The organism is uncultured Empedobacter sp. (genome assembly GCF_937930195.1).
GTDB lineage: Bacteria > Bacteroidota > Bacteroidia > Flavobacteriales > Weeksellaceae > Empedobacter > Empedobacter stercoris.
Genome location: NZ_CALGVK010000046.1, coordinates 1 through 23587, shown reverse-complemented (window position 1 = coordinate 23587; position 23587 = coordinate 1). Strand labels below are relative to the sequence as shown.

The window sequence follows — 23587 nt, the reverse complement described above, 5'->3', positions numbered from 1 at the left end:
TCATTTTTATAATTATTAATTTTTAATCTGTCCAAACTTTTGGGTGCAGTCTATATTGAAGTGGCTTTATATATCCATTGATTTTTATTAGCTAATTCTTATAGGATATCCTGATATTCCTTCAATTACAATTTTTGGATTTTGTTTTAACAAAACGATTAATTGTCTTAATTTTTCTGCATTTGTATCAGAATTAAACATATCATCGTGCATCAAAATTACCAAATGATTTTTTTCAAATGTTTTATTTTGATCCAAACGGTTTACAATACCATTGTAGATATTTTCGGGAGAAGTTAAGCCCTCTTGGTTGCGGTTCCATTCATAATCCCAACCATAAATATAATATTGATTTTTGGCGATTAAATCAGCAGTTGGAATTGCATTTTTCATAGGGTCGTCTCTTTTACGTTTATTCAAACGCCACGTATTGCGTGCAGGCAAACGAACCCAGCGCGAATGTATGTCCAAAACCACTTCATTTTTGCGAATATCTTCATAAACTTGTTCCGGTATGCTGTAAAAAGTTTTGTATTTGTTTCGTGCATGAGAAAAAGTATGATTGGCAATTTCTACATTCGGATTTGCTTTATAATCTTCTACATTTTGTTTCAAATCTTTTGTAAAAGCATTAAAACCAACCAAGAAAACAGTTCCTTTTACATTTTCTTCTGTTAATATTTTATTGATATTTTTACTTCCTTTGTAAGGACCATCATCAAATGTTAAATAAACATATTGTTTTGTCGAATCAACTTTTTGCAGTTTTTCAGCTTTAACAATTGTGTCTAATTGTAACAAAGAAGAGTCAATTTTTACGGTATAAATAGAATCGACATCATCTTGCAAAATTTCTTTCGGTTCAGAAATTGAAGTTTGATTTTGAACGGAATGATTTTCGTTTTTACACGAAAAAATGACAAGTAAAAAGGCGATTACGAAAACATTTTTTAGATGTTTATTTGTTTTGAACATTGGTTATTTAGGTTTTTTGCGAAATTAATAATTTAATGTGATTTGAATGTTAAATAATTGATGTTATTTATAAGATTATTAAGTATTTACGGTTTTTAATTGTTGTAGATATTGTTTAATTATTTGATTTACACCATCTTCATCATTTGAAGGAGCGCTAAAATTTGCAATTGCCTTAATAGAAGGATGTGCATTTTCCATAGCAAAACTATATTTTGCCAAATTTAGCATTTCGTAATCATTCATAAAATCGCCAAAAACAATGATTTCTTCAGACGAAATATGTAATTTATTCATCAATGCTCGTAATGCGACACCTTTATTTGATTTTTTGTTCATAACATCTAACCAAACATCACCTGAAACAACTACTTTAAGGCCATGTTTTTCAAAATTGATTAATCTTGGAAAAACATGATGTTCTGTTCCTCCTTGATGATTTACCGCTATTTTAATGAATTGTTCGTTCTCGATTTGTGTTAAATCTTCAACCCAAACATTTTTGTCGTAAAAATTTTTAAAATATTCTAAAAACGTTTCATCTTTCGATTCTACATAAGCGGCATTTTTTCCTGCTAAAACAAGGTGAGCACCATCAATTTTGCGAACTTCTTCAATGATTTTTATTATTACAGATTTATCCAATTCATCAACAAAAACTTCTTGACCTTTATACGTTACATAAGTTCCGTTTTCGGCAATAATCGCTAATTCATCTTTTATATGCTCAAAATAGTTGATTATGCTATAATATTGGCGTCCACTTGCAGGCACAAATAGGATGTTATTTTGTTTTAATTCTTCATAGATTGTATAGAATTCAGGATTTAATGAATGATCTGAACGTAATAAAGTTCCGTCCATATCAGTCACTATTAATTTTATATTTTGCATTGATTTTATTGAATAAAAAAGGCCTCTTAGTTGAGGCCTTAAAGATAGTTATAAATTCTTGTTTTGTTCTTCTGCATCGCCAACCATATTTCGAATAACACCAGGATTTGAATGTTTTTTCTTCATTCTCAAATTTAAGAATTCAACTAAAACTGAGAATCCCATTGCGAAATAAATGTATCCTTTCGAAATGTGTTGATCAAATCCTTCTGCTAATAGCGAAACACCGATTAACAATAAGAATGATAATGCTAACATCTTAACTGTTGGATGATCATTTACAAATTTAGAAACAGCGCTTGCCGACAACATCATTACAGCTACTGCGATGACAACTGCAGCAATCATTACTTCGATATGTTCTGCCATACCAACTGCTGTAATCACCGAGTCTAAAGAGAAGACAATGTCTAAAATTAAGATTTGAATAATTGTACCAGCAAAAGAATGTACTTTTACTTTTCCTTCGTTTTCTTCTACGCCTTCTATTTTGTGATGAATTTCAACGGTTGATTTATAAATTAAGAATAGACCTCCAATTAATAGGATCAAATCACGCCCAGAAATTGCTAATTTCTCTACCCATTCAATTGATGTTATTCCAATCCAATCGCCAATATTAAATAACGGTGTCGTAAGACTCATCACCCAACTTAGCGAAAACAATAAGATAACACGTGTAAACATGGCTAAGAATAAACCAAGTTGTTGTGCTTTTTTCTGTTGATGTGCAGGTAATTTTCCTGATAAAATAGAGATAAAAACAATATTATCGATTCCTAAAACAATCTCTAACATCGTTAATGTAAACAATGCAATTAATGCATCGGGTTGTAAAAAAATACTAAAATCCATTGATAATTTTTTAAAAAAAACGAAAATACAACGAGATTGATATTTAATTTTATGTAAATAATTATTTAATGTTAATTTAATATTGACTTCATAATAGAGTTTTATTAGTAAATAATTCATTCAAAAAGCTATTTACAATCAAGAATTTAATTCTACTTTTGCCAAAAAGCTAAAGATGATTTCAAACGTGCAGTTCCGATTACAATTTCTTGTCTTATTGTGGGGATTTACAGGTGTTTTCGGTAAACTTGTAACCATGAATGCTTTGCCTATGGTTTGGTATCGCGTTTTAATTGCCGCAATTGCAGTTTTTGTTTACATGAAATTTAAGAAATCTGATTTTCAAGTTTCTAAAAAAGAGTTGTTAACACTATTGGGAATTGGAGGTATTGTAGGTATACATTGGTTTACGTTTTATTTATCTATTAAGCTTTCAAATATTTCTATTGCATTGAGCACACTATCAATGGGCGCACTTTTTAGTGCAGTATTAGAACCTATTTTTTTCAGAAGACGAATTAATCTCCTCGAAATTATCTTAGCAATTATTGTTTCAGCCTGTGTTGCTGTTATTTTTAATGCATCACCAGATGATTATAAATTAGGGATTATCATAGGTATTTTATGTAGTTTTTTATCCGCATTATTTGCTGTTCTTAATTCGAGATTACCAAAAAGCATAAAACCTACAAAAGTTACATTTTTTGAAATGGTTGGAGGACTCATCACACTTTCTTTGATTATGGTACTGTTACAACCAGATGCAATTACGGAAGTTATAAATGTAAGTTGGTCAAACTTAGGATGGTTAATATTACTTGGAGTTATTTTTACAGCATTTGCACAAATTGAATCTGTCGCTTTATTGAAACATGTAAGTGCTTTTACCATGATGTTAAACGTAAATTTGGAACCTGTTTACGGCATCTTTTTAGCAAGTCTTATTTTTGGGGATTCAGAACTTATGACACCTGTCTTTTATATTGCTACAGGAGTAATGGTACTTTCTATCGTTATGAATGGAATCTTAAAAGCAAAGTTTTTTAAATAATTTGTTGTCATAAAGACGTAATTGTTTTAAGAAATGGTTATCATTTAATACATTTGTTTTAATTGAAAAGTAAACCATAAAAAATGATAAACTCTATTATAACAGGTGTCGGACACTATGTGCCAGAACGTGTAGTTACAAACTTTGATTTAGCTGAGGTAATGGACACCAATGATGAATGGATTCAGGAACGTACAGGTATAGTTGAAAGAAGACATATCGAAACTGGCTCTAAAATTTCATCTACAGATTTAGGTGTAATTGCGGCTAAAAATGCATTAGAAGATGCAGGAATCACAGCACAAGATATCGACTTTATTTTATTTGCAACTTTATCGCCAGATTATTACTTCCCAGGAAATGGAGTGTTGGTTCAGAAAGAATTAGGATGTCGAACAATTGGTGCGATGGATATTCGTAACCAATGTTCTGGTTTTGTGTATGCCTTGTCTACAGCAAATGCTTTTATAAAAGCAGGTATTTATAAAAATATTTTAGTAATTGGAGCAGAAGTTCATTCATTTGGTTTAGATTATTCTGATGAAGGACGAGGAGTTTCTGTTATTTTTGGCGATGGAGCAGGAGCGGTAGTTGTTTCGGCTTCAGAAGAAGAAGGTCGTGGAATTTTATCAACAAACTTACATTCAGAAGGAGAATTTGCGGAAGAATTAGCCGTTACTTTCCCAGGAACTAAAACAGGTTGGTCAGACGAATTGTTGAAAGATAATCACGGATTAACAAAAAAAGAGATTTACCCGTACATGAACGGAAATTACGTTTTCAAACATGCGGTAACTCGTTTTCCAGAATCAATTGTAGAAGCATTAACTGCTGCAAATAAAAAGCCAGAAGATTTAGATTTATTTATTCCACATCAAGCCAATTTGCGTATTTCTCAGTTTGTTCAAAAACAATTAGGATTACCTGACGAAAAAGTCTACAACAACATTATGCGCTACGGGAATACAACAGCAGCATCTATTCCGATTGCATTAAGTGAAGCGAAAAAAGAAGGTAAGATCAAGAAAGGAGACTTGGTGATGATGACTGCTTTTGGAGCAGGATTTACATGGGGATCTGTGTTAATAAACTGGTAATTATTCGATAGAAATTAAAATTAATTTAGATGATATACAAAACCCTTCGCTATAAAGTGAAGGGTTTTGTACTTCTGTAAAATCATTATCAATTCTTTAAAAAATAGGATACATATTGTTTTAAAAACTTTTATATTATTTATAATAGACTAAATTGATAAAATTCATTACAATTTTATAACGCAAATATATTCGGGATTAGTTATATTTGTGGAGTTTAAAAAATTATAATAACAAAATCAAAATAAAACTATATGAGTTCTTATGATGTAGCCGTAATTGGTGCTGGACCTGGAGGATATGTTGCTGCAATTCGTTGCGCGCAATTAGGATTTAAAACAGCAATTATCGAGAAAGAAAGTTTAGGTGGTACTTGTCTTAATGTTGGATGTATCCCATCAAAGGCTTTATTAGATTCTTCTCATCACTATTACGATGCTGTAAATCACTTTAAAGAGCACGGAATCGAAATTGATGCTCCAAAAGTAAACTTCACTCAAATGATTGCTCGCAAAGCAGGTGTTGTAGATACTAACGTAGCTGGTATCAAATACTTGATGAGTAAAAATAACATTGATGTGTTAGAAGGTACAGGTGCTTTTAAAGATGCAACTCATATTGTTGTAACTGCTAAAGACGGTTCTACTCAAGAAATCGAAGCAAAAAATACAATTATCGCAACAGGATCAGTTTCATCTGAATTACCATTTGCACCAACAGATAAAACTCGTATCATTACTTCTACAGAAGCGTTGGCTTTAACAGAAGTTCCTAAACACTTAATCGTAATTGGTGGTGGTGTTATCGGATTAGAGTTAGGATCAGTTTATTTACGTTTAGGTTCTCAAGTAACAGTTGTAGAATATGCAGACCGTGTTATTCCAGGTATGGACGGTGCTTTGTCTAAAGAATTGACAAAAGTATTGAAAAAACAAGGAATGAAATTCCACACTTCTACAGGTGTAACTTCAGTTGTAAATAATGGAAACGATGTAACATTAAAAGCGACTTCTAAAAAAGGAGAAGAAATTGAAATTAACGGAGATTATGCTTTAGTTGCAGTTGGTCGTCGTGCTTTCACTGGTTCTTTAGGTTTAGAAAATGTAGGAATCGAAGTAGATGAAAGAGGACGTATCAAAACAAACGATCATTTACAAACAAACGTTTCTAACGTTTACGCAATTGGAGACGTTGTTGCCGGTGCAATGTTAGCACACAAAGCAGAGGAAGAAGGTGTATTGGTTGCTGAACAATTGGCAGGTCAAAGACCTCATATCAACTATAACTTAATTCCTGGTGTTGTGTATACATGGCCAGAAGTTGCTGGAGTTGGAAAAACAGAGGAGCAATTAAAAGAAGAAGGAGTAGAGTACAAAGTTGGTTCTTTCCCATTCAAAGCTTTAGGTCGTGCACGTGCTTCTATGGATACGGATGGTTTTGCTAAAATTTTAGCAGACAAAAATACAGACGAAATCTTAGGAATGCATATTATTGGTGCTCGTGCTGCTGATTTAATTGCAGAAGGAGTTACAGCAATGGAATTCCGTGCTTCAGCAGAAGACTTAACAAGAATGTCTCATGCACACCCAACATTTGCAGAAGCGATTAAAGAAGCTGCTTTAGCTGCTACAGACAATCGTGCAATTCACGCTTAATCAATAGATTTAAGATAAATTCAAAAAGCTGTTCGTAAGAACAGCTTTTTTTATTATTTTTAAAATTAAATACAAATCAAAATGGATCATATAAGTACACTATTCAAAGAACATTGGGACACCATTTTAATTACGGTTTTATCAATTGTGATTTTTCTTCTTGTTTTAAACAATAAACGCAAGAATCCAAGAAGATAGGTTAAAAATAAAGTGGATTTGGAAATATAAATTGGTAATTCAATTCGTTGATAATTTTATCCGACGAGATGATTTTACCTTTTTTTATTTCAGAATTTATTATTTTTTGATGTTGTTGATAATTCAAAATTTCTTCTTTTGTAGGATGTTTTGGTGCAACAATATTATAAATAGATGAAGTTTTATTTTGTTGAATTAATTGTGCTATAATTCGACAAACATCTTCAAAATGAACATGATTAACAACTTGATTCAAATGAGGACTTTCAAAAGTTAAATAGTTTGATAAACGGCGATTATCGCCCATTATACCTCCTAATCTTAGGATATTAAGCTGCGGAAATTGTATTCGCAATTTGTTTTCAATAAATAAATAAGGTTGATTTAGCTTATCTTTTTCTAACGTATTTTCGCTGATAATTTTTTCTACATCTGGATAAATTCCAGTACTACTTATCAAAAAAAGTGGTCGACTATATGTTCCGATAAACTGAATAATTTGATTAAATCTAATTCTCAACTCATCTGTAGTATTGCGTTTTCCAAAAGGAATGGTAATAATAATAAACTCGAATATACTGGTATCGATACATTGTAATGATGTTTGATCGAAATTGATCGAAAGGCAATTTGGAGCATCAGACTGTCGTTTGGTTGAAGTAATTTGATAGTGTTTTGCAAGATGTTCTTCTAAGCGACTTCCCAACCAACCTTTTCCAATAATTAATCCTTTCTTCATATTTTCAAAACATTCGATAAATATAAATACAATAAATACTATTTACAATGATTAATTATGTTATAAATTAAATTTATTTATGATATTTTTAACAAAACTTAAATTATGTCGAACAAAACAATTTTAAAAATTGCATTTGTACCCATTTGGTTACTGTTTATATTGTTTGCTATTCAATATATATTTGGATTAATTAGCGAACCAAATACACTGCATGTTGTTATAGGCGTCGTATTGTTAAGTATTTTAATTTTTACAACTTTAATTATTTTCAAAAAAATCTATTTTACGAATGAATAAAAATTTAATCAAATTAATTGCAGGAGGAACACTTTCATTATTTTTATTAGTTGTTGCAATAGCTTGTACAGAACGCATTGATGCTGGTCACGAAGGTTTACTTGTCAAAATGTACGGATCAGACAAAGGTGTGCAAGATGTTGCTTTAGTAACGGGTCGAGTTTGGTATAATCCTTTGACAGAACAAGTGTTCGAAATTCCAACTTATGTGCAGACTATCAATTATGAAGCATTCACAGTTAATGCAAAAGATGGTTCTGTTTTTACGGTTGACCCTACAATTTCGCTTAAAGTTATAGATGGAGAATCGCCAAAAATTTTCAAAAAATATCGTCGTAATATTAACGAAGTTTTACAGAATACTTTAGTTAATCATATCAAAGATGTTTACCGTATCGAGTTTAATAAATTTACTACAGATCAAATTATTAGCAGCCGCGAAGCTTTTGAAAATGGAGTTCAGCAAAAAATGAATGCATTTTTGAAACAAGAAGGATTTATTTTAGAACAATTGACAAGTGGAATTCAATATCCTGAAGCAATTACAAAAGCCATTAATGCTAAGAATGCCGCGATACAAGAAGCACAACGTGTAGAAAACGAATTAAAAGTTGCGGAAGCAAATGCTAAAAAATTAATTGTACAAGCCGAAGCTGAAGCAAGAGCAAATGAATTGAGAAAAGTTTCTTTAAATCAATTATTGATTCAACAACAATTTATAGAAAAGTGGGATGGAAAAACAGCTATTTATGGAAACGCTCCTTCGTTTTTCAAAGCAGTTAATTAACATTATCTACATAATTATTATTCAAAAAGAGATTTATTAAACCAAATCTCTTTTTATTTTTGCTTAATGTTAGAAATTCTTTACCAAGACGACTATATTATTGCCATTAATAAGCCAAGTGGTTTATTGGTTCATAAATCTTTTTATGCGCGAGATGCTTCTGTTTTTGCAGTTCAAGAGTTGCGCAACCAAATAGGAGGGCAACACGTTTATCCCATTCATCGTTTAGATCGCAAAACATCTGGCGTACTTTTATTTGCTTTAGATAAAGAAAGTCTAAAAATTATGAATGACCGTTTTGCCACACGTGCGGTCGAAAAAAAATATTTGGCGATATTACGTGGTTGGGCACCAGAAGAGCTAACAATAGATTATGATTTAACCAATGATGATGGTGTAAAACAAAACGCAATTACTTACTTTCATCGCTTGCAAACAGCTGAAATTGAATTGGCTTTCAATAATCATCCAACTTCTCGTTATTGTTTGGTTGAAGCAATTCCAGAAACTGGTCGAATGCATCAATTGCGAAAACATTTTCGGCACATTTTTCATCCTATTTTAGGAAGTCGTCCACATGGCTGTAATAAACAGAATAAATTGTGGTTAGAGAATTTTGGATTGAAAGGAATGATGCTTCATGCCCATGAGTTAGTGTTTAATCATCCTGTTTCAAATAAAAAAATCACGCTTCATGCGAAAGTTAATGAGGAATTTACTAAAGTTGGAGAAATATTGAAATTGGATTTGAAAAAATACCTATAATTAGGGAGTGTTAAATTGTTGAAATTGAGTGTTATATTTTGTAAATTAGGTAATTAAAATCTACAAGCTTATGAAACATTACATTTACTCACTTTTTACATTTTTATTCTTCTTTAATTGCACCGAGAACAAGTCAGAAGTTAAACAGCTTACAACGTTAGAACTTTCTGAAACATCAGAATTTAAAGATGCTTCTGAGGATAAAAAACAATTATTTTATGAAATTAAAGCATTTCAAAAAGATTTACAAAGTAAAGAATCAATTAAATTTCCAGACTATTTAGATTGTCCAAAACGTGTTGAAGAATTAGACTTGAGCACAAAAAATACGACGATTAGAACAGATGTAGAATCAAATTCTTTTCGTTTGTCAACAAATTTGGTAAAGGATAATTTTGAATTAATTTACAATGAATTGGATTTAAATATTATTAATGAAGCGATAAAAGCAATTCCTGAAACAGAAATATTAGCGAATGACTTTGTTTCGACAAATGTAAAAATTGGAGATTGTGATTACCACACTTCAATTTCGATGAAGGGAAAAGAAGTCGCATTTGATATTAAATCAACGACTGAAAAAAATGAATGCAAAAAAGATCAAAAATGGAAATTTGTCTCAAACGGAGAAATTTTAGTTTTAGATCATCGAAAAATGTTATAATAAAAAAAAAGAAGTTCAAATTTTGAACTTCTTTTTTTTATTTTAGTGCGAATGTACATGCATAGAAACGGTTAAATAAGCCAATAAAAATCCAATTATAATTGAGCCAAATTTTTGTAGATTAAATTTGTGTCCTTCGTTACTTTCGAATAAAATGACCGTTGAAATATGTAAAAATATTCCAGAAACAATTGCGCTCATTTCTAATGAATAGTTCGAAATAATGGTGTGTTTTCCTAAGAAATAACCTATTGGAGCGGCTAATGCAAACAAAGACATAAAGAGAAAACGTTTTGCATTAGATTCTGTATGTTGACACAATGCGCTAAATAAAATCATCGAAACAGGAATATTATGTACAAAAATTGCCCACATAAAATCATGCGAAGCTGCATTTGCAACGGGAATTCCTTCGATAATAGAGTGAAGAAATAATCCTCCAAAAATTCCGAATGGAAACTGCTCTTTTTTATGCAAATGTATATGCCCGTGCTCGACACCCTTGCTAATTGTTTCTAAAATATATTGCACAACAACTCCTAACAAAACAAACAAACCAATCGAATGATGACTATGATGATCTGAGGGATGTCCGTAAACTTGAGGTAATATTTCTAAAACGGTCATCGCTAAGAAATAAGCACCACTAAAGGTGAGCAGTAATTTTGAGTTGTGTTTGTTTTTGAGTAAAATTCGAGAGAATATCACACCAATTAAAACACTTGAAATTAAGATTAAACTTTCTTTCATTTGTTTAATATTAAAATTAATCGGTCGGATGTTTGTTCATCAAAATCATCCAAATTGTAATTCCCAAAAGCTTTGTCTAATACAAAACCTTCAGTTTCATATATTTTTTTGAAATCATTGAAATAAATCAATCGAACATATTCTTCGAAATGAAAAGTTTCGCCTTTATCTTCAAAATCAATTTCTTTTTTAATAAATCCATTTTCAATTGACTTTGTGATTTTAAATAAAATTCCGTCAATTACTTTTTCCTCATAGGGAATCATGTGTGAAACAACTTTTTCTGCATTCAGATAATCCAACACAAAAATTCCATGCGATTTAATTTGTTGTTTTACGGCTTCAAAAACGCTAAAATTATCTTCATATTTCTCGAAGTAACCAAAACTTGTAAATAAATTGAAAACAGCATCAAACTCGTTTGGATGATACACTTCGCGCATATCGTGTACTTCAAATTTTAAGTGTTCATTTTCATATTGTTTTGCAAAAGAAATACTTGCTTCGGCTAAATCTATTCCCAAAACATCAAATCCTAATTTATTCAACGTAATCGAATGTCGGCCTTTTCCACAAGCTAAATCCAACAGTTTTGCATGTTGCGGAAGTTGTAAGTAATGGGTGATTTTTTTGATAAAATCTTCTGCTTCTGTTAAGCTTCTGTTTTTGTATAAAATATGATAATATGGCGAGTTAAACCATTTTACAAACCATTGTAAATCCATTGTTGTTATTTTTGGCAATTTTGACAAGTTCCTGTAATGACACAATTACAATCTTGCATTGAGAAACCTTCGGGTAAATTAATTTTTATTTCTTCTTTCAAACAAATTAATTGATTGCAAGTTGTACAGCGAAAATGAAAATGATCGTGATGATGTTGGGTGTGTTCACAACTTGTTTTGCACATCGCAAAATAGTTTACACCATCATCGCCAACAACTTTATGCATCATTCCATCATCGCAAAAATTATTTAGAATACGATAAATTGTCGCTCTATCCATTTTTCCTTGCAATTGTGTCTCAATTTGTTCTTGATTCAATGCAGTAGAACACGAATTGAACAAATCAATAACCGCTTGTTTGGTTGGTGTATTTCGTCGTTTCATCTCTTAATGCAAATATGTTGCAATAATACAAAGAAAGTTAGAAAATAAAAAATCCTATTCATGCCGAATAGGATTTTATTTTGAATAGTTCCGAAACGAATTCAGTTAACGATTTATGTCAACGATTTATATCGCTTTACATTTCTCTTTCAACCAAGTTGTTTCTTTCTCATCTAAGAATGGAGAAATTTTTTCGAATACAAATTGGTGATAGTTATTTAACCACTCAATTTCTTGAGTAGTCATCAAATTGTTATCAATTAATTTTGTATCAATCGTAGAAACAGTAAGAATTTCAAACTTCAAGAAATCCCCAAACTGAGTTGACATCGCTGGTTGAACAACCATTAAGTTTTCGATACGAATTCCGTATTCACCATCGCGGTACAAACCAGGTTCGTTCGAAAGAACCATTCCTACTTTTAGAGGAGTTAAATTCTCTTCTAATCGAATACTTTGCGGCCCCTCGTGTACACATAAGAAATGTCCAACGCCATGACCTGTTCCATGTCCGTAATTAAAACCATTTTCCCAAAGCGCTTTACGTGATAAAACATCTAACAAAGAACCACGAGAATTAACAGGAAAAACAGCTTCTGATAAAGCAATATTTCCTTTTAAAACCAATGTATAATCAATTTTTTGTTGAGCAGTTGGCTCACCTAACATCAATGTACGTGTGATATCTGTTGTTCCTTCTAAAAATTGTGCGCCCGAATCAATCAATAACATTTCCTCTTTTCCTAATGTATAAGCAGATTCTGGAGTTGCAGAATAATGATTCATCGCACCATGATCAGCGTAACCACAAATCGTTCCGAAACTTGCACCTTTAAAGTTTTCTTGTTGAGCTCTTAATTCGATTAATTTATCTGCAACCGTAACTTCATTGATATTTTGTTCGATATTTTCTTCTAACCACATGAAAAATTTCGTCAATGCAACACCATCTTTTACCATTGCTTGGCGGAAACCATCTAATTCAACTTCGTTTTTTTGTGATTTTAGATGTGTTACAATTGATGAAGCTAATTTGATCGTTGATGATGAAGGTATAGCTTCGTAAAGCGATTGGTTGATACGATTTCCATCCACCAAAACGTGCGATTTTTCATTTAAGTTTTGTAGATAATCATATATTTCCAAATATGATTTAATCATAACGCCTTCAGCTGCTAAAGCAGATTTTGTAAGGGGAGTTACTTTCGCTTCATCTATGAATAAATAAGCATTTTCTGTATCTACTGCCGCATATGAAATTGTCAAAGGATTAAAATTAACATCATTTCCACGAATATTAAATAACCATGCGATTTCGTCTAACGAGTTCATGAAATAAACGTTTGTATTTGCTTTTTTCATTTCATTTCGTACCTCCGAAATTTTATCTGCAGCTGATTTTCCAGCAAATTTAACATCATAAATGTAGAATTGATTTTGAGGTAATTCATCACGGTTTTTATTCGTCAAGTCAATTAAATCAATTGATTTAACAGCAAGTTGATTGAATGTAAATTCGTTCGCTGTTTCAGTAAATGCATGATGTGCAAACATCTGTGGATTAAGACCTACAGTTTCACCTGCTTTTAATTGAGAAATAATCCATTCATTAATTGAAGGAGTTTCAGGCATTTTCATTTTCATCAATTCGAAAGTGGTATCTTTCAATTGATCTTCTGCTTGAATAAAATATCTTGAATCTGTCCAAACAGCAGCTTTTTCTAACGTGACAACTGCCGTACCAGCCGAACCATTGAAACCTGAAATCCATTCACGTTCTTTCCAACGATTTGGTAAATATTCGCTTCCGTGAGGATCTGTACCTGGAATAATAGTTGCACTTACACCATTTTGTTTCATAACTTCTCTCAAGGCTGAAAGACGATCAGTGATTTTTTCCATTTTATATCGTTCTAAAATTTGACTTTTTTACGGGCGAAAGGTACGAAGAATGAAAAATAAAATCTCGATTGTTTTAAAATCTTGAAGCAAGAAAGTTTAGAAAATTGAAAATCGATTATTCCTTTCTCAATTTCCTTTATTTCCCGTACTTTTGTAAAAATTTTATTTCCTTGGAAAATTTCAGAATGATTGCGAAAACCTTTTTTGGTTTCGAAGAAATATTGGCGCAAGAATTAAGAGCGTTGGGTGCAGCAGATGTAAAAGTTCAAAACCGAATGGTTGAATTTAATGGCGATTTAGGTTTTATGTATAAAGCCAATTATAGCCTGCGTACAGCATTACGTATACAAAAACCAATTCTTACATTTTCAGCGAAAAATGATCATCAATTGTACGAGAAATTCAAGAAATTCCATTGGGAAAATTATTTGAATGTCGATCAAACTTTTATGATTGATCCAACTGTTTTTTCAGATTATTTTACACATTCGCATTATGCAGCGTTAAAAGTAAAAGATGCTATTGTAGATCGTTTTAAAGAAAAGGATGGTCGTCGTCCGAGTATCGATAAAGACTTTCCTGATGTACGTTTCAACTTACATATTTCGCACGACAAAATTACATTGTCTTTAGATTCTTCGGGAGATTCTCTGCACAAACGTGGTTATCGTGAAGAAACTGGACCAGCACCAATTAATGAAGTTTTAGCAGCAGGTTTGTTGTTAAAAGCGGGTTATGATGGAAAAGGAAATTACCTTGATCCGATGTGTGGTTCGGGAACTTTGTTAATCGAAGCAGCGATGATTGCAAATCATATTCCACCACAAATTCATCGTAAGCATTTTGCTTTTCAGAATTGGCCAGATTATGACGAAACATTGTTTACGCAAATTCGTAACACACGTTTAAATCGAATCAAAGAATCAGAATATAAAATCGTTGGTTATGAAATTTCGCCAATGATGGTGAAAATTGCACAAGCAAACATAAAATCTGCAGATTTAGAAGAGTTTATTGAAGTTAGAAATCAAGATTTTTTTACATCTAAAAAAGAATTATTCCCAGTTTTACTGGTTTTTAATCCGCCTTATGATGAGCGTATCGAAAATAATAACCAAGAATTTTACAAACAAATTGGAGATACATTAAAATCGAGTTATCCAAATACTTTGGCGTGGTTTATTACATCAGATTTACAAGCCAAAAAATATGTCGGTTTACGTCCTTCGAGAAAAGTAAAAGTATTTAATGGTAAATTAGAATGCGACTTTTTACAATATGAAATGTACGAAGGAAGTAAAAAAGCTAAAAATCAAAATTAAGAAAAGTGAGTCAATTTATTAAAGAAATCTGTCAAGATCAAAAAGTATATATTTTAACTTCAGAAGAAGGTTTTGCTGTTTCGTACTCAGAGGAATTTGAGTATGAAGATGGTTCTAATTTAGAGGTGATTTGCTTTTGGTCGAATACAGATTTAGCTAAAAATGCGAAACATAATCAATGGGAAAATCATAAAATTGATTCAATCGATTTGAATACTTTTTTAGAAGAATGGTTGTTCGGAATGATTGAAGAAGTTTCTTTGGTTGGAATTAATTTTGACGAAACTTCAAAAGGAGAGGAGCAAAGTCCTTTGGATACCATTTTGGCAATTGTTCACGAATTAAATCAAACGAAATCTACTTTCAAACTGAATCATTTTAAGAATTTAAACGAAATTCAGCAAGTAACTTTGGAATTGAAAGAATCATTCAATCAATAATTTATTTTGGAAAAAGAAGATTTACAACTTTCGATAATTATTGCCGTTTACGAACGTCAAGATGAATTGACAGAATTATTGTCAAGTTTAGCAAAACAAACGGATAAGTCATTCGAAATTATCATTGTAGACGATGGTTCTACAAATAAATTGGATGTGGTTTGTGCTAAATTTGATTCTCAATTAGATCTTCATTATTACTACAAAACAAATTCAGGACCAGGAAAATCGAGAAACTATGGTATGGAAAAAGCGAATGGAAATTATTTCATTTTCTTAGATTCTGATACCATTATTCCATCAACTTATATCGAATCTGTAAAAAAGGAGTTGATAACTAATTTTGTTGATGCTTTTGGTGGACCAGATGATGCAGATGAATCGTTTACAGATTTGCAAAAAGCCATTACGTTTTCGATGACTTCTTTTCTGACAACAGGTGGAATTCGTGGAGGTAAAAAACAAATAGGTAAATTTCAACCACGTAGTTTTAACATGGGGATTTCTCGTGTAGCCTATGAAAAAACGGGAGGATTTGCAGATTTACGTGTTGGAGAAGATCCAGATTTATCGATGCGTTTATGGGAAAATGGTTTTGACACTCGTTTGTTTCAAAATTCGAAAGTGATTCATAAACGTAGAACTTCCTTGAAAAAATTTGCTAAACAAGTCTATCAATTTGGGGTTGCTCGACCAATTCTTAATCAACGTCATCCAAAATACATCAAACCAACTTTTTGGTTTCCGAGCTTATTTTTTGTCGGAACAATAGCTGCTTTTCTTTTGTTAGTATTGAGTTTTATCGTTCCAGCATATAAATTTATCCTGCAACTTCCTTTTGTTTTGTGGTTAATTTATATGTTTTTAATCTTTATATTTTCAACCATACGATTCAAATCTGCGATTGTAGGTTTACTATCTATTCAAACGACTTTAATTCAATTTTTTAATTACGGATATGGATTTTTAGAAAGTCAATTCAAATTAAATCTACTTAAGCAAAATCCTAAAAAGGCTTTTCCAAGTCATTTTCATATTGATTAATTTTTGACTTATTATTCTGGGTATAAATTATGTTTATTCAGATAAAATGATGAGTTGAAAACCTTCTATCATGAATTTGTTTCATAGAATAGTTTTTATTTTAGGCATTTATATCACTTCCAATTAATCTTTACGGGTAGTCTCTTAAAAATTTTGTAATTTTGCACACTTAAATTATAGTAATGCGTACGAAATCGACTGGGAAAAAGAAAATAAATGTAATTACGTTAGGGTGTTCTAAAAACGTATATGATTCTGAAGTATTAATGGGGCAATTGAAAGCAAATGGAAAAGAAGTAGTTCATGAGCAGTCAGGAGAAATTGTTGTGATTAATACATGTGGTTTTATTGATAATGCGAAAGAAGAAAGTATTGATACAATTTTAGACTATGTACAACGTAAAGAAGACGGTTTAGTAGAAAAAGTTTTTGTGACAGGATGCTTATCTGAGCGTTATAAACCAGATTTATTAGAGCAAATACCAGATGTTGATCAATATTTTGGAACACGTGAGTTACCATTGTTATTAAAAGCTTTAGGTGCAGATTATAAACACGAATTAGTAGGGGAGCGTTTAACGACTACACCTCGCCATTATGCGTATTTAAAAATTGCCGAAGGTTGCGATCGTCCATGTTCATTTTGTGCAATTCCTTTGATGCGTGGTGGAAACGTTTCTCGTCCAATCGAAGATTTAGTTACGGAGGCAACTAAATTAGCGAAAAATGGAACAAAAGAATTGATTTTAATCGCACAAGATTTAACTTACTACGGATTAGATATCTATAAAAAACGCGAATTAGCAAGTCTTTTAAAAGAATTGGTAAAAGTAGAAGGGATCGAGTGGATTCGTTTACATTATGCTTTTCCAGCTGGATTCCCAGAAGATGTTTTAGATGTAATTCGTGAAGAACCTAAAGTATGTAATTATTTAGATATTCCTTTGCAGCACATATCGACAAACATTTTGAAATCGATGCGTCGTGGAACAACAAAAGAAAAAACGAATGCTTTATTAGAAGCTTTCCGTTCTAAAGTTCCAGGAATGACCATTCGTACGACGTTAATTTGTGGTTATCCAGGAGAAACGGAAGAAGATTTCCAAGAAATGAAAGAGTGGGTTCAAGCTCAAAAGTTCGATCGTTTAGGATGTTTTACTTATTCTCATGAAGAAAATACACATGCTTATAATTTAGTGGACGATGTACCAGAGGAAGTAAAACAACAACGTGTGGAAGAAATTATGGAGATTCAATCTCAAATTTCTTACGATTTGAACCAAGAAAAAATTGGTCAAACATTTAGAGTGTTGATAGATCGAAAAGAAGGTGATAATTTTATTGGTCGTTCTGAACATGATTCGCCAGATGTTGACAACGAAATTTTAATTTCTGCAGTAGATACTTATTTACCAATTGGTGATTTTGTTAATGTAGAAATTATCGAAGCGTATGAATTCGATTTAATAGGTAAAGTAATTGATTAACTCAAGCTATATAACAATAAGAAAACCACTCGATTGAGTGGTTTTTTTATGTTTAGTATAAAACAATTTAATAATTGATTTTATAAAATCATTTCAGGGATTTCTCCTTCAATAATTAATTTTCCTTCAGTTGCATTTTTAATTTCTTCTACCGAAACACCTGGTGCGCGTTCTAATAATTTGAATCCACCTTCTGGTAAAATTTCTAACACAGCTAATTCTGTCACAATTTTTTTAACACAATTAATTCCTGTTAAAGGTAACGTACAACTTGGTAGTAATTTAGATTCTCCTGCTTTGTTTACATGTTGCATGGCAACAATAATATTATCTGCAGAAGCGACTAAATCCATTGCGCCTCCCATTCCTTTTACCATTTTTCCTGGAATCTTCCAATTTGCAATGTCTCCATTTTCAGAAACTTCCATTGCGCCTAAAATAGTTAAGTTAATTTTTCGAGCTCTAATCATTCCAAAACTCATTGCCGAATCAAAAAAGGCTGAACCAGGTAAAGTGGTGATTGTTTGTTTACCAGCATTGATAAAATCAGGATCTTCTTCACCTTCTGTAGGGAAAGGTCCCATTCCCAATAATCCATTTTCTGATTGCAAAACAACATTTACATTTTCAGGAATATAATTGGCAACCAATGTTGGAATTCCGATGCCTAAATTCACATAATATCCATCTTTAACTTCTTTCGCAATACGTTTTGCAATTCCATTTTTATCTAACATTGCCTTTATGGTTTAGGTTGAACAGTTCTATTTTCAATTCGCTTTTCGTATTTTTCTCCTTGTAAAATACGATTCACATAAACACCTGGTGTATGAATTTGATTTGGATCAAGTTCACCGACTTCCACCAATTCTTCCACTTCAGCAATGGTAATTTTTCCACACATCGCAGCTGGATGATTAAAATTGGCAGTTGCACCACGGAAAACTAAATTTCCTGCTGTATCACCTTTCCAAGCTTTAACTAATGCAAAATCTGGTTCGAAAGCATATTCTAACAAATATTCTTTTTCGATTCCATGAAACGTGAATTTTCTAATTTCTTTTCCTTCAGCGACTTCAGTTCCAACTCCTGCAGGCGTAAAAATTGCAGGCATTCCATAACCGGCAGCCATCAATCGTGTAGCTAAAGTTCCTTGCGGAATTAATTCTACTTCTAATTCACCAGAAAGCATTTGACGTTCGAACTCAGCATTTTCACCAACATAAGAAGAAATCATTTTTTTGATTTGTTTTCCTTGCAATAATAATCCTAAACCAAAATCATCAACACCAGCATTGTTACTAATACAAGTAAGGTTGTTGATTTTTTTGTTGACTAATCCCTGAATCAAATTTTCAGGAATTCCAGAAAGTCCAAAGCCTCCAACAGCAAGCGTCATTCCGCTTTCTACACCTTGTAGTGCTTCTTCGATGCTGTTTACTTTTTTGTTTATCATTTTTGTTGTGTTTGATTGAGTATATTTCTATACGCTAAAGATAAATAAAAACCTCTCATATTTCAATTATCCGTTATAATAAATCTTGTGAAAAGATAAAATTTAGCCACTTTATTAGGTCTTTTTCTGTCATTCGTACAAATGAAAAAATTTAAAACTATAACTAATTTTACATAATCAGATAAACCCAAATCCTCTTAATTGATTAGATGGAATTTAGAATTCTTTTTACACGAAATATTTTGCTGTAATTTTTTAAAACTTTGCATCAATCATCAGTTTTTAATCTATTATTGAATACAAAAAATAAAATCCATTCAGAATAAAATTATATATTTGGATTAAATAAAATTTCCTGCTGTTTGACTTATGGAAATTCGATACTTGATTTATTCAACGATTAAAAAAACGAAAAAATGGAACAAAAAGTACAAAATCGAGTAATCGAAAACATCTTTTTTTCTAATTTTTTTTTAATTCTACTTTCAATAGCTTTGAATATTGAAACGAATATTAAAATTGGTTTACCACTTAATTCGATAGCATATTATTCTTTTATTAGTTCCATCACGGTTTTATTTTATTTGTACGCTTATCGTGTTCCAAAACAAGTAAAAGCATCTCAAAATCCTCGTATTCAATTCTATATTGATCACCGAAAAAATATTCGATATTTTACTTATTTTTTACTTGTTGTCGCTTTTTGTTCAGGCTCAATTTTGGCAATCAGATGTTTACCAAATTATGATATTTTATCTTGGAAATGGTTTTTTGTTTTATTCTTTACAGCATTGTTGTCTTTCGGTTATTATGATTTGAAATTGGGAATTTCGTTGAGAAAAACGATGTTATTGAAACCTTTTTTAATTGGTTGGACATGGGCAATTACGACTGTTTTTTTACCTGTTTTATTCTTGATGTTAAAAAATAAAACACATTATATGATCGATGCAAAATTCTATTTTCTATTTTCTCAGACTTTTATGTATTGTGTTGTAAATGCAATTTTGTTTGATTTGAAAGATTATGAAGACGATAACAATCGAAATTTGAAAACATTTGTAGTGAAATATGGTTATCATTTTACATTAAATCGTATCATTTTACCTTTGATCTTTTTAGGTTTTTTAAGTTTTGTCCTTTTTGGTATTTGGTATGATTTGCCATTGCATCGAATTTTATTTATGTTAATCCCGATAATTTGTTTGGCAATTTTTGCAGTGAGACTTCATCGTCCAAAACCTATTTTGTATTATTTAATTGCGATTGATGGAATGATTTTTTTCAAAGCAATTTGTGGAATTTTAAGCGTAATTTTATTTGAATAATGAATTACAATTTTATTGCACCATATTATCATTCGTTGAGTCAGTTGTTTTTTTTGAATAGGCAACATCAAGCTCATTTTTTGATTTTAAAACATTTAAAAGATGGTGACAAAATTCTGTGGATAGGAGGAGGAGCTGGAAAGTTTATTTCAGCGTTAGAACAACACAACTTGAAATTAGAAATAGATTATATTGATTTTTCTTTTAAAATGATTGATTTAGCAAAAAAAGTAAACACAAGTAATTTGAAAATCAATTTTATTGTTTCAGACATTTTTGAATTTAAAACGTCAAAAAAATATGACGTAGTGATGACCACTTTTTTATTTGATCATTTTTCTCAGGAAAGAGCAGAAAAATTAGTTGATCAATTGAATGATAATTTGAAGCCTAAAGGAATTTGGTTTTATGTAGATTTCACTCAAGATCAAAACGGTTGGCAGAAAATAATAACAAACTTTATGTTGAGATTTTTTAGAATTGCTATAGGTTTAGATATAACTCAATTACCCAAAATGCAACAAGTTTTCGCTAAAAGATATGAGAATATTGACAGTCAATTCTTTTTCAAGAAGTACATCGAAAGTAACGTTTATCAAAAGAAATAAAAAAAGCGATTCTTGATTGAATCGCTTTTTTTATTTTACATATAATCGGTGTCTAATTTTCCTTTTTTGAACTGAATAATATTTAGTTTATTCATTGCCCAGATACATGGATACATCGGATCGAATTCCCATTTTTTAACGGCGAAATTAGGACGTCCACCAAATTTATGGTGATTGTTGTGCAAACATTCTCCCCACATTAGCCAGTCTATCGGCATTAAATTTGTAGAAGTGTCTCCAACATCGTAATTACGGTAACCTAATTTGTGTGAAAACCAATTGATGATTACACCATGTAATGGACTCATCAAAGCTTGTAGTGGAATAAATACAAAATACGTCCATAACGGTGCATCGACTGCCATATAAATCAAAATGTAAATAATTACCCAAGCTAATCTCACCGCATTATTTCCTGCGAAAGCATCCCAAGATCTCCAAGCTGGAACCCCTTTTTTGAACTTTTCTAAAACTTGTGCTTTATCATGATCAATTTCGTTATAAACAAGTCGAGTTCTCCACATCATTGCAAAGAAGTTAGGATCATATTGTGGTGAATGAGGATCTTTTTCTGTGTCGGCATACGCGTGGTGATGTCTATGCATAACACCGTAAGTATATGGACTTAGATAAGATGAACCTTGAAATATCCAAGCTAAAACATGAAATATTTTTTCCCATGTTTTAGACATCGTAAACATTGCGTGAGAAGCATATCTGTGATGAAAAAAAGTTTGGAAAAATAAAGAAGCATACCAATGTATGATGAAGATAATGATTACTGCTGTCATTACTAATTTTAAAATTTCTACAAATATAGGGTTTTGTATTGTGTTTTGGACTAATCAATATCATAGATGTTAAATAATATTGGATTATTTATAATGAAAAAAAACATGAAATACTCTTCATCTAAAAAATTTACCTATTTAATTTTAAACGATTAGATTCTTAGTAGAAAAATATATGATTTGAATAAAAATAATAAAGACTATAATTTTGTTTTTAAACTAATAATTTTCAGAATAGTTATAGACACACAATGGTTTAGCTAATCGTTAGGTTTTAATTACCATAAAAAGTAAGGCTGTTTTTTCAATAAATTTGAATAAGCTTTATATTTAATGATTAAAAATTAATGAAATTATTGTATAATATTTTTATTTATAAGTTAAAATTATTAAGGAATGACTTAAATCATATTAATATTTTGAATTTTATTAATTAAAGATATATCAGTTTTTATCCGTTTATTAAATGGATAAAATATTGAAAAGTATTGCTATGTAATTCATGTTGCAAATTAGGGTTATTCTATTTTATACCTTTGCATTGGTTTAGTTAATAATAAATTTATGAAAAAAGTTTTACTTGCAATAGCATTTGCTCTACCTACGGCTTATGTTATGGCTCAAGTTGGAATTGGAACAAGTGATCCTAAAACAACATTAGATGTTACAGCTGTTAATCCTACTGGGAATCTGGAAACAGTGGAGGGAATTTTAATACCACGTGTAGATAGAGAAAGAGCGCAATCTATGAGAAATATAGAAAAATCTACCATGATTTTTGTAAATAATATTTGTACAGGAACACAGGAAAATACAGATTATATTCTAATGGGGTTGGCAAGAAAGTTAAAAATAAAATGTATCTTAACCTCTGATAGTCATTTTGGAAGTAAAGAAGATTTTGATACATATTGTAAAATGCATGAGATTGGTAAAACCACATTAAATGTAAAAGAAACATATGGTGAAAGATATATGCCAACAGAATATGAAATTGTTGAACGTTTTGCAAAAACATACAAAGGAAAAATAAAAAATGCAATTTCTTTAGCAGAGAAATTTGTTGACAATATGTCAGAAATTTATGATAAAGTAGAAGGCGGTATAATTGACGAGTTACCGTTGATTCTTCCAAACCTGAATGATGTAGATAGCAAAAAGAAGTTAAAGAGTGAAGTTGCAAAGGGTTTGAAGCGGAAAGGGAAATGGACACCAAAATACAAGAAACGTTGTCTTGAAGAACTAGATGTAATATTTTATCATGGTTTTGAGGATTATTTTTTGATTGTTCAGGACTATGTAAATTTTGCTAGAAAAAGCGGAATTGCAATTGGTAAAGGGCGTGGTTCTGTATGTAATTGTTTAGTG

The 23587-nt window shown here is 31.1% G+C and carries 24 protein-coding genes; 13 read left to right on the top strand and 11 right to left on the bottom strand.

The annotated features are described in order from the left end of the window. Positions 1-87: 87 nt before the first annotated feature. From Q0616_RS02645 to Q0616_RS02635, 3 genes are all read right to left on the bottom strand, one after another. Complete coding sequence (locus tag Q0616_RS02645) at positions 88-975, bottom strand: polysaccharide deacetylase family protein (RefSeq protein ID WP_260542946.1); 888 nt, start codon at positions 973-975, stop codon at positions 88-90. 78 nt (positions 976-1053) lie between these two features. After that, a complete protein-coding gene (locus Q0616_RS02640) occupies positions 1054-1869 on the bottom strand; it encodes an HAD family hydrolase (protein WP_298774856.1) in 816 nt (271 codons plus the stop codon). A gap of 48 nt (positions 1870-1917) precedes the next feature. Then, the gene (locus Q0616_RS02635) at positions 1918-2724 is read right to left on the bottom strand and encodes a TerC family protein (protein ID WP_260542950.1); all 807 of its coding nucleotides are present in this window, start codon (positions 2722-2724) and stop codon (positions 1918-1920) included. Positions 2725-2899: 175 nt separating this feature from the next. Between Q0616_RS02635 and Q0616_RS02630 the strand changes: the two genes are divergently transcribed. The 3 genes from Q0616_RS02630 to lpdA all read left to right on the top strand — a co-directional run bounded on the left by Q0616_RS02630 (position 2900) and on the right by lpdA (position 6527). Beyond that, a complete protein-coding gene (locus tag Q0616_RS02630; protein ID WP_260542952.1) occupies positions 2900-3775 on the top strand; it encodes a DMT family transporter in 876 nt (291 codons plus the stop codon). A gap of 83 nt (positions 3776-3858) precedes the next feature. Further along, positions 3859-4872, top strand: a complete 1014-nt coding sequence (locus tag Q0616_RS02625) for a 3-oxoacyl-ACP synthase III family protein (RefSeq protein WP_260542954.1) — start codon at positions 3859-3861, stop codon at positions 4870-4872. Positions 4873-5126: 254 nt separating this feature from the next. Further along, complete coding sequence (gene lpdA, locus Q0616_RS02620; protein WP_298774851.1) at positions 5127-6527, top strand: dihydrolipoyl dehydrogenase; 1401 nt, start codon at positions 5127-5129, stop codon at positions 6525-6527. Positions 6528-6726: 199 nt separating this feature from the next. Here the strand turns inward: lpdA and Q0616_RS02615 are convergent, their stop codons facing one another. Continuing rightward, a complete protein-coding gene (locus tag Q0616_RS02615) occupies positions 6727-7464 on the bottom strand; it encodes an epimerase (RefSeq protein ID WP_298774849.1) in 738 nt (245 codons plus the stop codon). 292 nt (positions 7465-7756) lie between these two features. On the opposite strand from Q0616_RS02615, the gene Q0616_RS02610 reads away from it, so the two are divergent. From Q0616_RS02610 to Q0616_RS02600, 3 genes are all read left to right on the top strand, one after another. Further along, positions 7757-8551, top strand: a complete 795-nt coding sequence (locus Q0616_RS02610; protein ID WP_171622136.1) for a prohibitin family protein — start codon at positions 7757-7759, stop codon at positions 8549-8551. Between the two features lie 66 nt (positions 8552-8617). Beyond that, entirely contained in the window at positions 8618-9316 is a 699-nt protein-coding gene (locus Q0616_RS02605) for a pseudouridine synthase (RefSeq protein WP_171622135.1), read from the top strand. A gap of 70 nt (positions 9317-9386) precedes the next feature. After that, a complete protein-coding gene (locus Q0616_RS02600) occupies positions 9387-9980 on the top strand; it encodes a hypothetical protein (RefSeq protein ID WP_298774846.1) in 594 nt (197 codons plus the stop codon). Between the two features lie 42 nt (positions 9981-10022). Here Q0616_RS02600 and Q0616_RS02595 read toward each other — a convergent pair whose 3' ends face one another. From Q0616_RS02595 to Q0616_RS02580, 4 genes are all read right to left on the bottom strand, one after another. Beyond that, positions 10023-10730 carry a ZIP family metal transporter gene (locus Q0616_RS02595; protein ID WP_171622133.1) on the bottom strand — a complete coding sequence of 236 codons (708 nt, stop codon included), beginning with the start codon at positions 10728-10730 and terminating at the stop codon, positions 10023-10025. Then, positions 10727-11455 carry a class I SAM-dependent methyltransferase gene (locus Q0616_RS02590; protein ID WP_298774844.1) on the bottom strand — a complete coding sequence of 243 codons (729 nt, stop codon included), beginning with the start codon at positions 11453-11455 and terminating at the stop codon, positions 10727-10729. Before Q0616_RS02590 ends, Q0616_RS02595 begins: the two co-directional genes overlap by 4 nt. Before the next feature lie 5 nt (positions 11456-11460). Further along, the gene (locus Q0616_RS02585) at positions 11461-11841 is read right to left on the bottom strand and encodes a transcriptional repressor (RefSeq protein ID WP_171622131.1); all 381 of its coding nucleotides are present in this window, start codon (positions 11839-11841) and stop codon (positions 11461-11463) included. A 126-nt stretch (positions 11842-11967) separates the two neighbouring features. Continuing rightward, positions 11968-13743, bottom strand: coding sequence for an aminopeptidase P family protein (locus Q0616_RS02580; protein ID WP_298774841.1), 1776 nt, complete (start codon positions 13741-13743; stop codon positions 11968-11970). A 164-nt stretch (positions 13744-13907) separates the two neighbouring features. Between Q0616_RS02580 and Q0616_RS02575 the strand changes: the two genes are divergently transcribed. The 4 genes from Q0616_RS02575 to rimO all read left to right on the top strand — a co-directional run bounded on the left by Q0616_RS02575 (position 13908) and on the right by rimO (position 18036). Next, positions 13908-15065 carry a THUMP domain-containing protein gene (locus Q0616_RS02575; protein WP_171622253.1) on the top strand — a complete coding sequence of 386 codons (1158 nt, stop codon included), beginning with the start codon at positions 13908-13910 and terminating at the stop codon, positions 15063-15065. Positions 15066-15070: 5 nt separating this feature from the next. Further along, on the top strand, positions 15071-15505 hold the full coding sequence (locus Q0616_RS02570; protein ID WP_171622129.1) for a DUF2750 domain-containing protein: 435 nt from the start codon (positions 15071-15073) through the stop codon (positions 15503-15505). 6 nt (positions 15506-15511) lie between these two features. Continuing rightward, positions 15512-16549 carry a glycosyltransferase gene (locus Q0616_RS02565; protein WP_298774838.1) on the top strand — a complete coding sequence of 346 codons (1038 nt, stop codon included), beginning with the start codon at positions 15512-15514 and terminating at the stop codon, positions 16547-16549. Between the two features lie 182 nt (positions 16550-16731). Then, positions 16732-18036 (top strand): 30S ribosomal protein S12 methylthiotransferase RimO, encoded by a 1305-nt coding sequence (gene rimO / locus Q0616_RS02560; protein ID WP_171622127.1) that lies wholly within the window; start codon positions 16732-16734, stop codon positions 18034-18036. A gap of 80 nt (positions 18037-18116) precedes the next feature. Here rimO and Q0616_RS02555 read toward each other — a convergent pair whose 3' ends face one another. Both Q0616_RS02555 and Q0616_RS02550 read right to left on the bottom strand, forming a co-directional pair. Then, complete coding sequence (locus Q0616_RS02555) at positions 18117-18773, bottom strand: CoA transferase subunit B (protein ID WP_171622126.1); 657 nt, start codon at positions 18771-18773, stop codon at positions 18117-18119. 5 nt (positions 18774-18778) lie between these two features. Beyond that, the gene (locus tag Q0616_RS02550) at positions 18779-19492 is read right to left on the bottom strand and encodes a CoA transferase subunit A (protein ID WP_171622125.1); all 714 of its coding nucleotides are present in this window, start codon (positions 19490-19492) and stop codon (positions 18779-18781) included. Between the two features lie 416 nt (positions 19493-19908). On the opposite strand from Q0616_RS02550, the gene Q0616_RS02545 reads away from it, so the two are divergent. Next, positions 19909-20820, top strand: coding sequence for a hypothetical protein (locus Q0616_RS02545; RefSeq protein ID WP_284583591.1), 912 nt, complete (start codon positions 19909-19911; stop codon positions 20818-20820). Beyond that, positions 20820-21428: a methyltransferase domain-containing protein gene (locus Q0616_RS02540; protein ID WP_260542976.1), complete on the top strand. Its 609-nt coding sequence runs from the start codon at positions 20820-20822 to the stop codon at positions 21426-21428. The genes Q0616_RS02545 and Q0616_RS02540 overlap by 1 nt, the downstream gene beginning before the upstream one ends. A 35-nt stretch (positions 21429-21463) precedes the next feature. Here Q0616_RS02540 and Q0616_RS02535 read toward each other — a convergent pair whose 3' ends face one another. After that, complete coding sequence (locus Q0616_RS02535) at positions 21464-22219, bottom strand: acyl-CoA desaturase (protein WP_260542978.1); 756 nt, start codon at positions 22217-22219, stop codon at positions 21464-21466. Between the two features lie 564 nt (positions 22220-22783). On the opposite strand from Q0616_RS02535, the gene Q0616_RS02530 reads away from it, so the two are divergent. Continuing rightward, positions 22784-23587, top strand: an 804-nt coding sequence (locus Q0616_RS02530) for a hypothetical protein (protein ID WP_298774826.1), incomplete at its 3' end; no start/stop codon positions are given.

Coding starts and splice junctions, on each gene's coding strand:
- Q0616_RS02645 (WP_260542946.1), bottom strand. CDS start 975: ATGTTCAAAACAAATAAACATCTAAAAAATGTTTTCGTAATCGCCTTT.
- Q0616_RS02640 (WP_298774856.1), bottom strand. CDS start 1,869: ATGCAAAATATAAAATTAATAGTGACTGATATGGACGGAACTTTATTA.
- Q0616_RS02635 (WP_260542950.1), bottom strand. CDS start 2,724: ATGGATTTTAGTATTTTTTTACAACCCGATGCATTAATTGCATTGTTT.
- Q0616_RS02630 (WP_260542952.1), top strand. CDS start 2,900: ATGATTTCAAACGTGCAGTTCCGATTACAATTTCTTGTCTTATTGTGG.
- Q0616_RS02625 (WP_260542954.1), top strand. CDS start 3,859: ATGATAAACTCTATTATAACAGGTGTCGGACACTATGTGCCAGAACGT.
- lpdA (WP_298774851.1), top strand. CDS start 5,127: ATGAGTTCTTATGATGTAGCCGTAATTGGTGCTGGACCTGGAGGATAT.
- Q0616_RS02615 (WP_298774849.1), bottom strand. CDS start 7,464: ATGAAGAAAGGATTAATTATTGGAAAAGGTTGGTTGGGAAGTCGCTTA.
- Q0616_RS02610 (WP_171622136.1), top strand. CDS start 7,757: ATGAATAAAAATTTAATCAAATTAATTGCAGGAGGAACACTTTCATTA.
- Q0616_RS02605 (WP_171622135.1), top strand. CDS start 8,618: ATGTTAGAAATTCTTTACCAAGACGACTATATTATTGCCATTAATAAG.
- Q0616_RS02600 (WP_298774846.1), top strand. CDS start 9,387: ATGAAACATTACATTTACTCACTTTTTACATTTTTATTCTTCTTTAAT.
- Q0616_RS02595 (WP_171622133.1), bottom strand. CDS start 10,730: ATGAAAGAAAGTTTAATCTTAATTTCAAGTGTTTTAATTGGTGTGATA.
- Q0616_RS02590 (WP_298774844.1), bottom strand. CDS start 11,455: ATGGATTTACAATGGTTTGTAAAATGGTTTAACTCGCCATATTATCAT.
- Q0616_RS02585 (WP_171622131.1), bottom strand. CDS start 11,841: ATGAAACGACGAAATACACCAACCAAACAAGCGGTTATTGATTTGTTC.
- Q0616_RS02580 (WP_298774841.1), bottom strand. CDS start 13,743: ATGGAAAAAATCACTGATCGTCTTTCAGCCTTGAGAGAAGTTATGAAA.
- rimO (WP_171622127.1), top strand. CDS start 16,732: ATGCGTACGAAATCGACTGGGAAAAAGAAAATAAATGTAATTACGTTA.
- Q0616_RS02555 (WP_171622126.1), bottom strand. CDS start 18,773: ATGTTAGATAAAAATGGAATTGCAAAACGTATTGCGAAAGAAGTTAAA.
- Q0616_RS02550 (WP_171622125.1), bottom strand. CDS start 19,492: ATGATAAACAAAAAAGTAAACAGCATCGAAGAAGCACTACAAGGTGTA.
- Q0616_RS02545 (WP_284583591.1), top strand. CDS start 19,909: ATGGAACAAAAAGTACAAAATCGAGTAATCGAAAACATCTTTTTTTCT.
- Q0616_RS02540 (WP_260542976.1), top strand. CDS start 20,820: ATGAATTACAATTTTATTGCACCATATTATCATTCGTTGAGTCAGTTG.
- Q0616_RS02535 (WP_260542978.1), bottom strand. CDS start 22,219: ATGACAGCAGTAATCATTATCTTCATCATACATTGGTATGCTTCTTTA.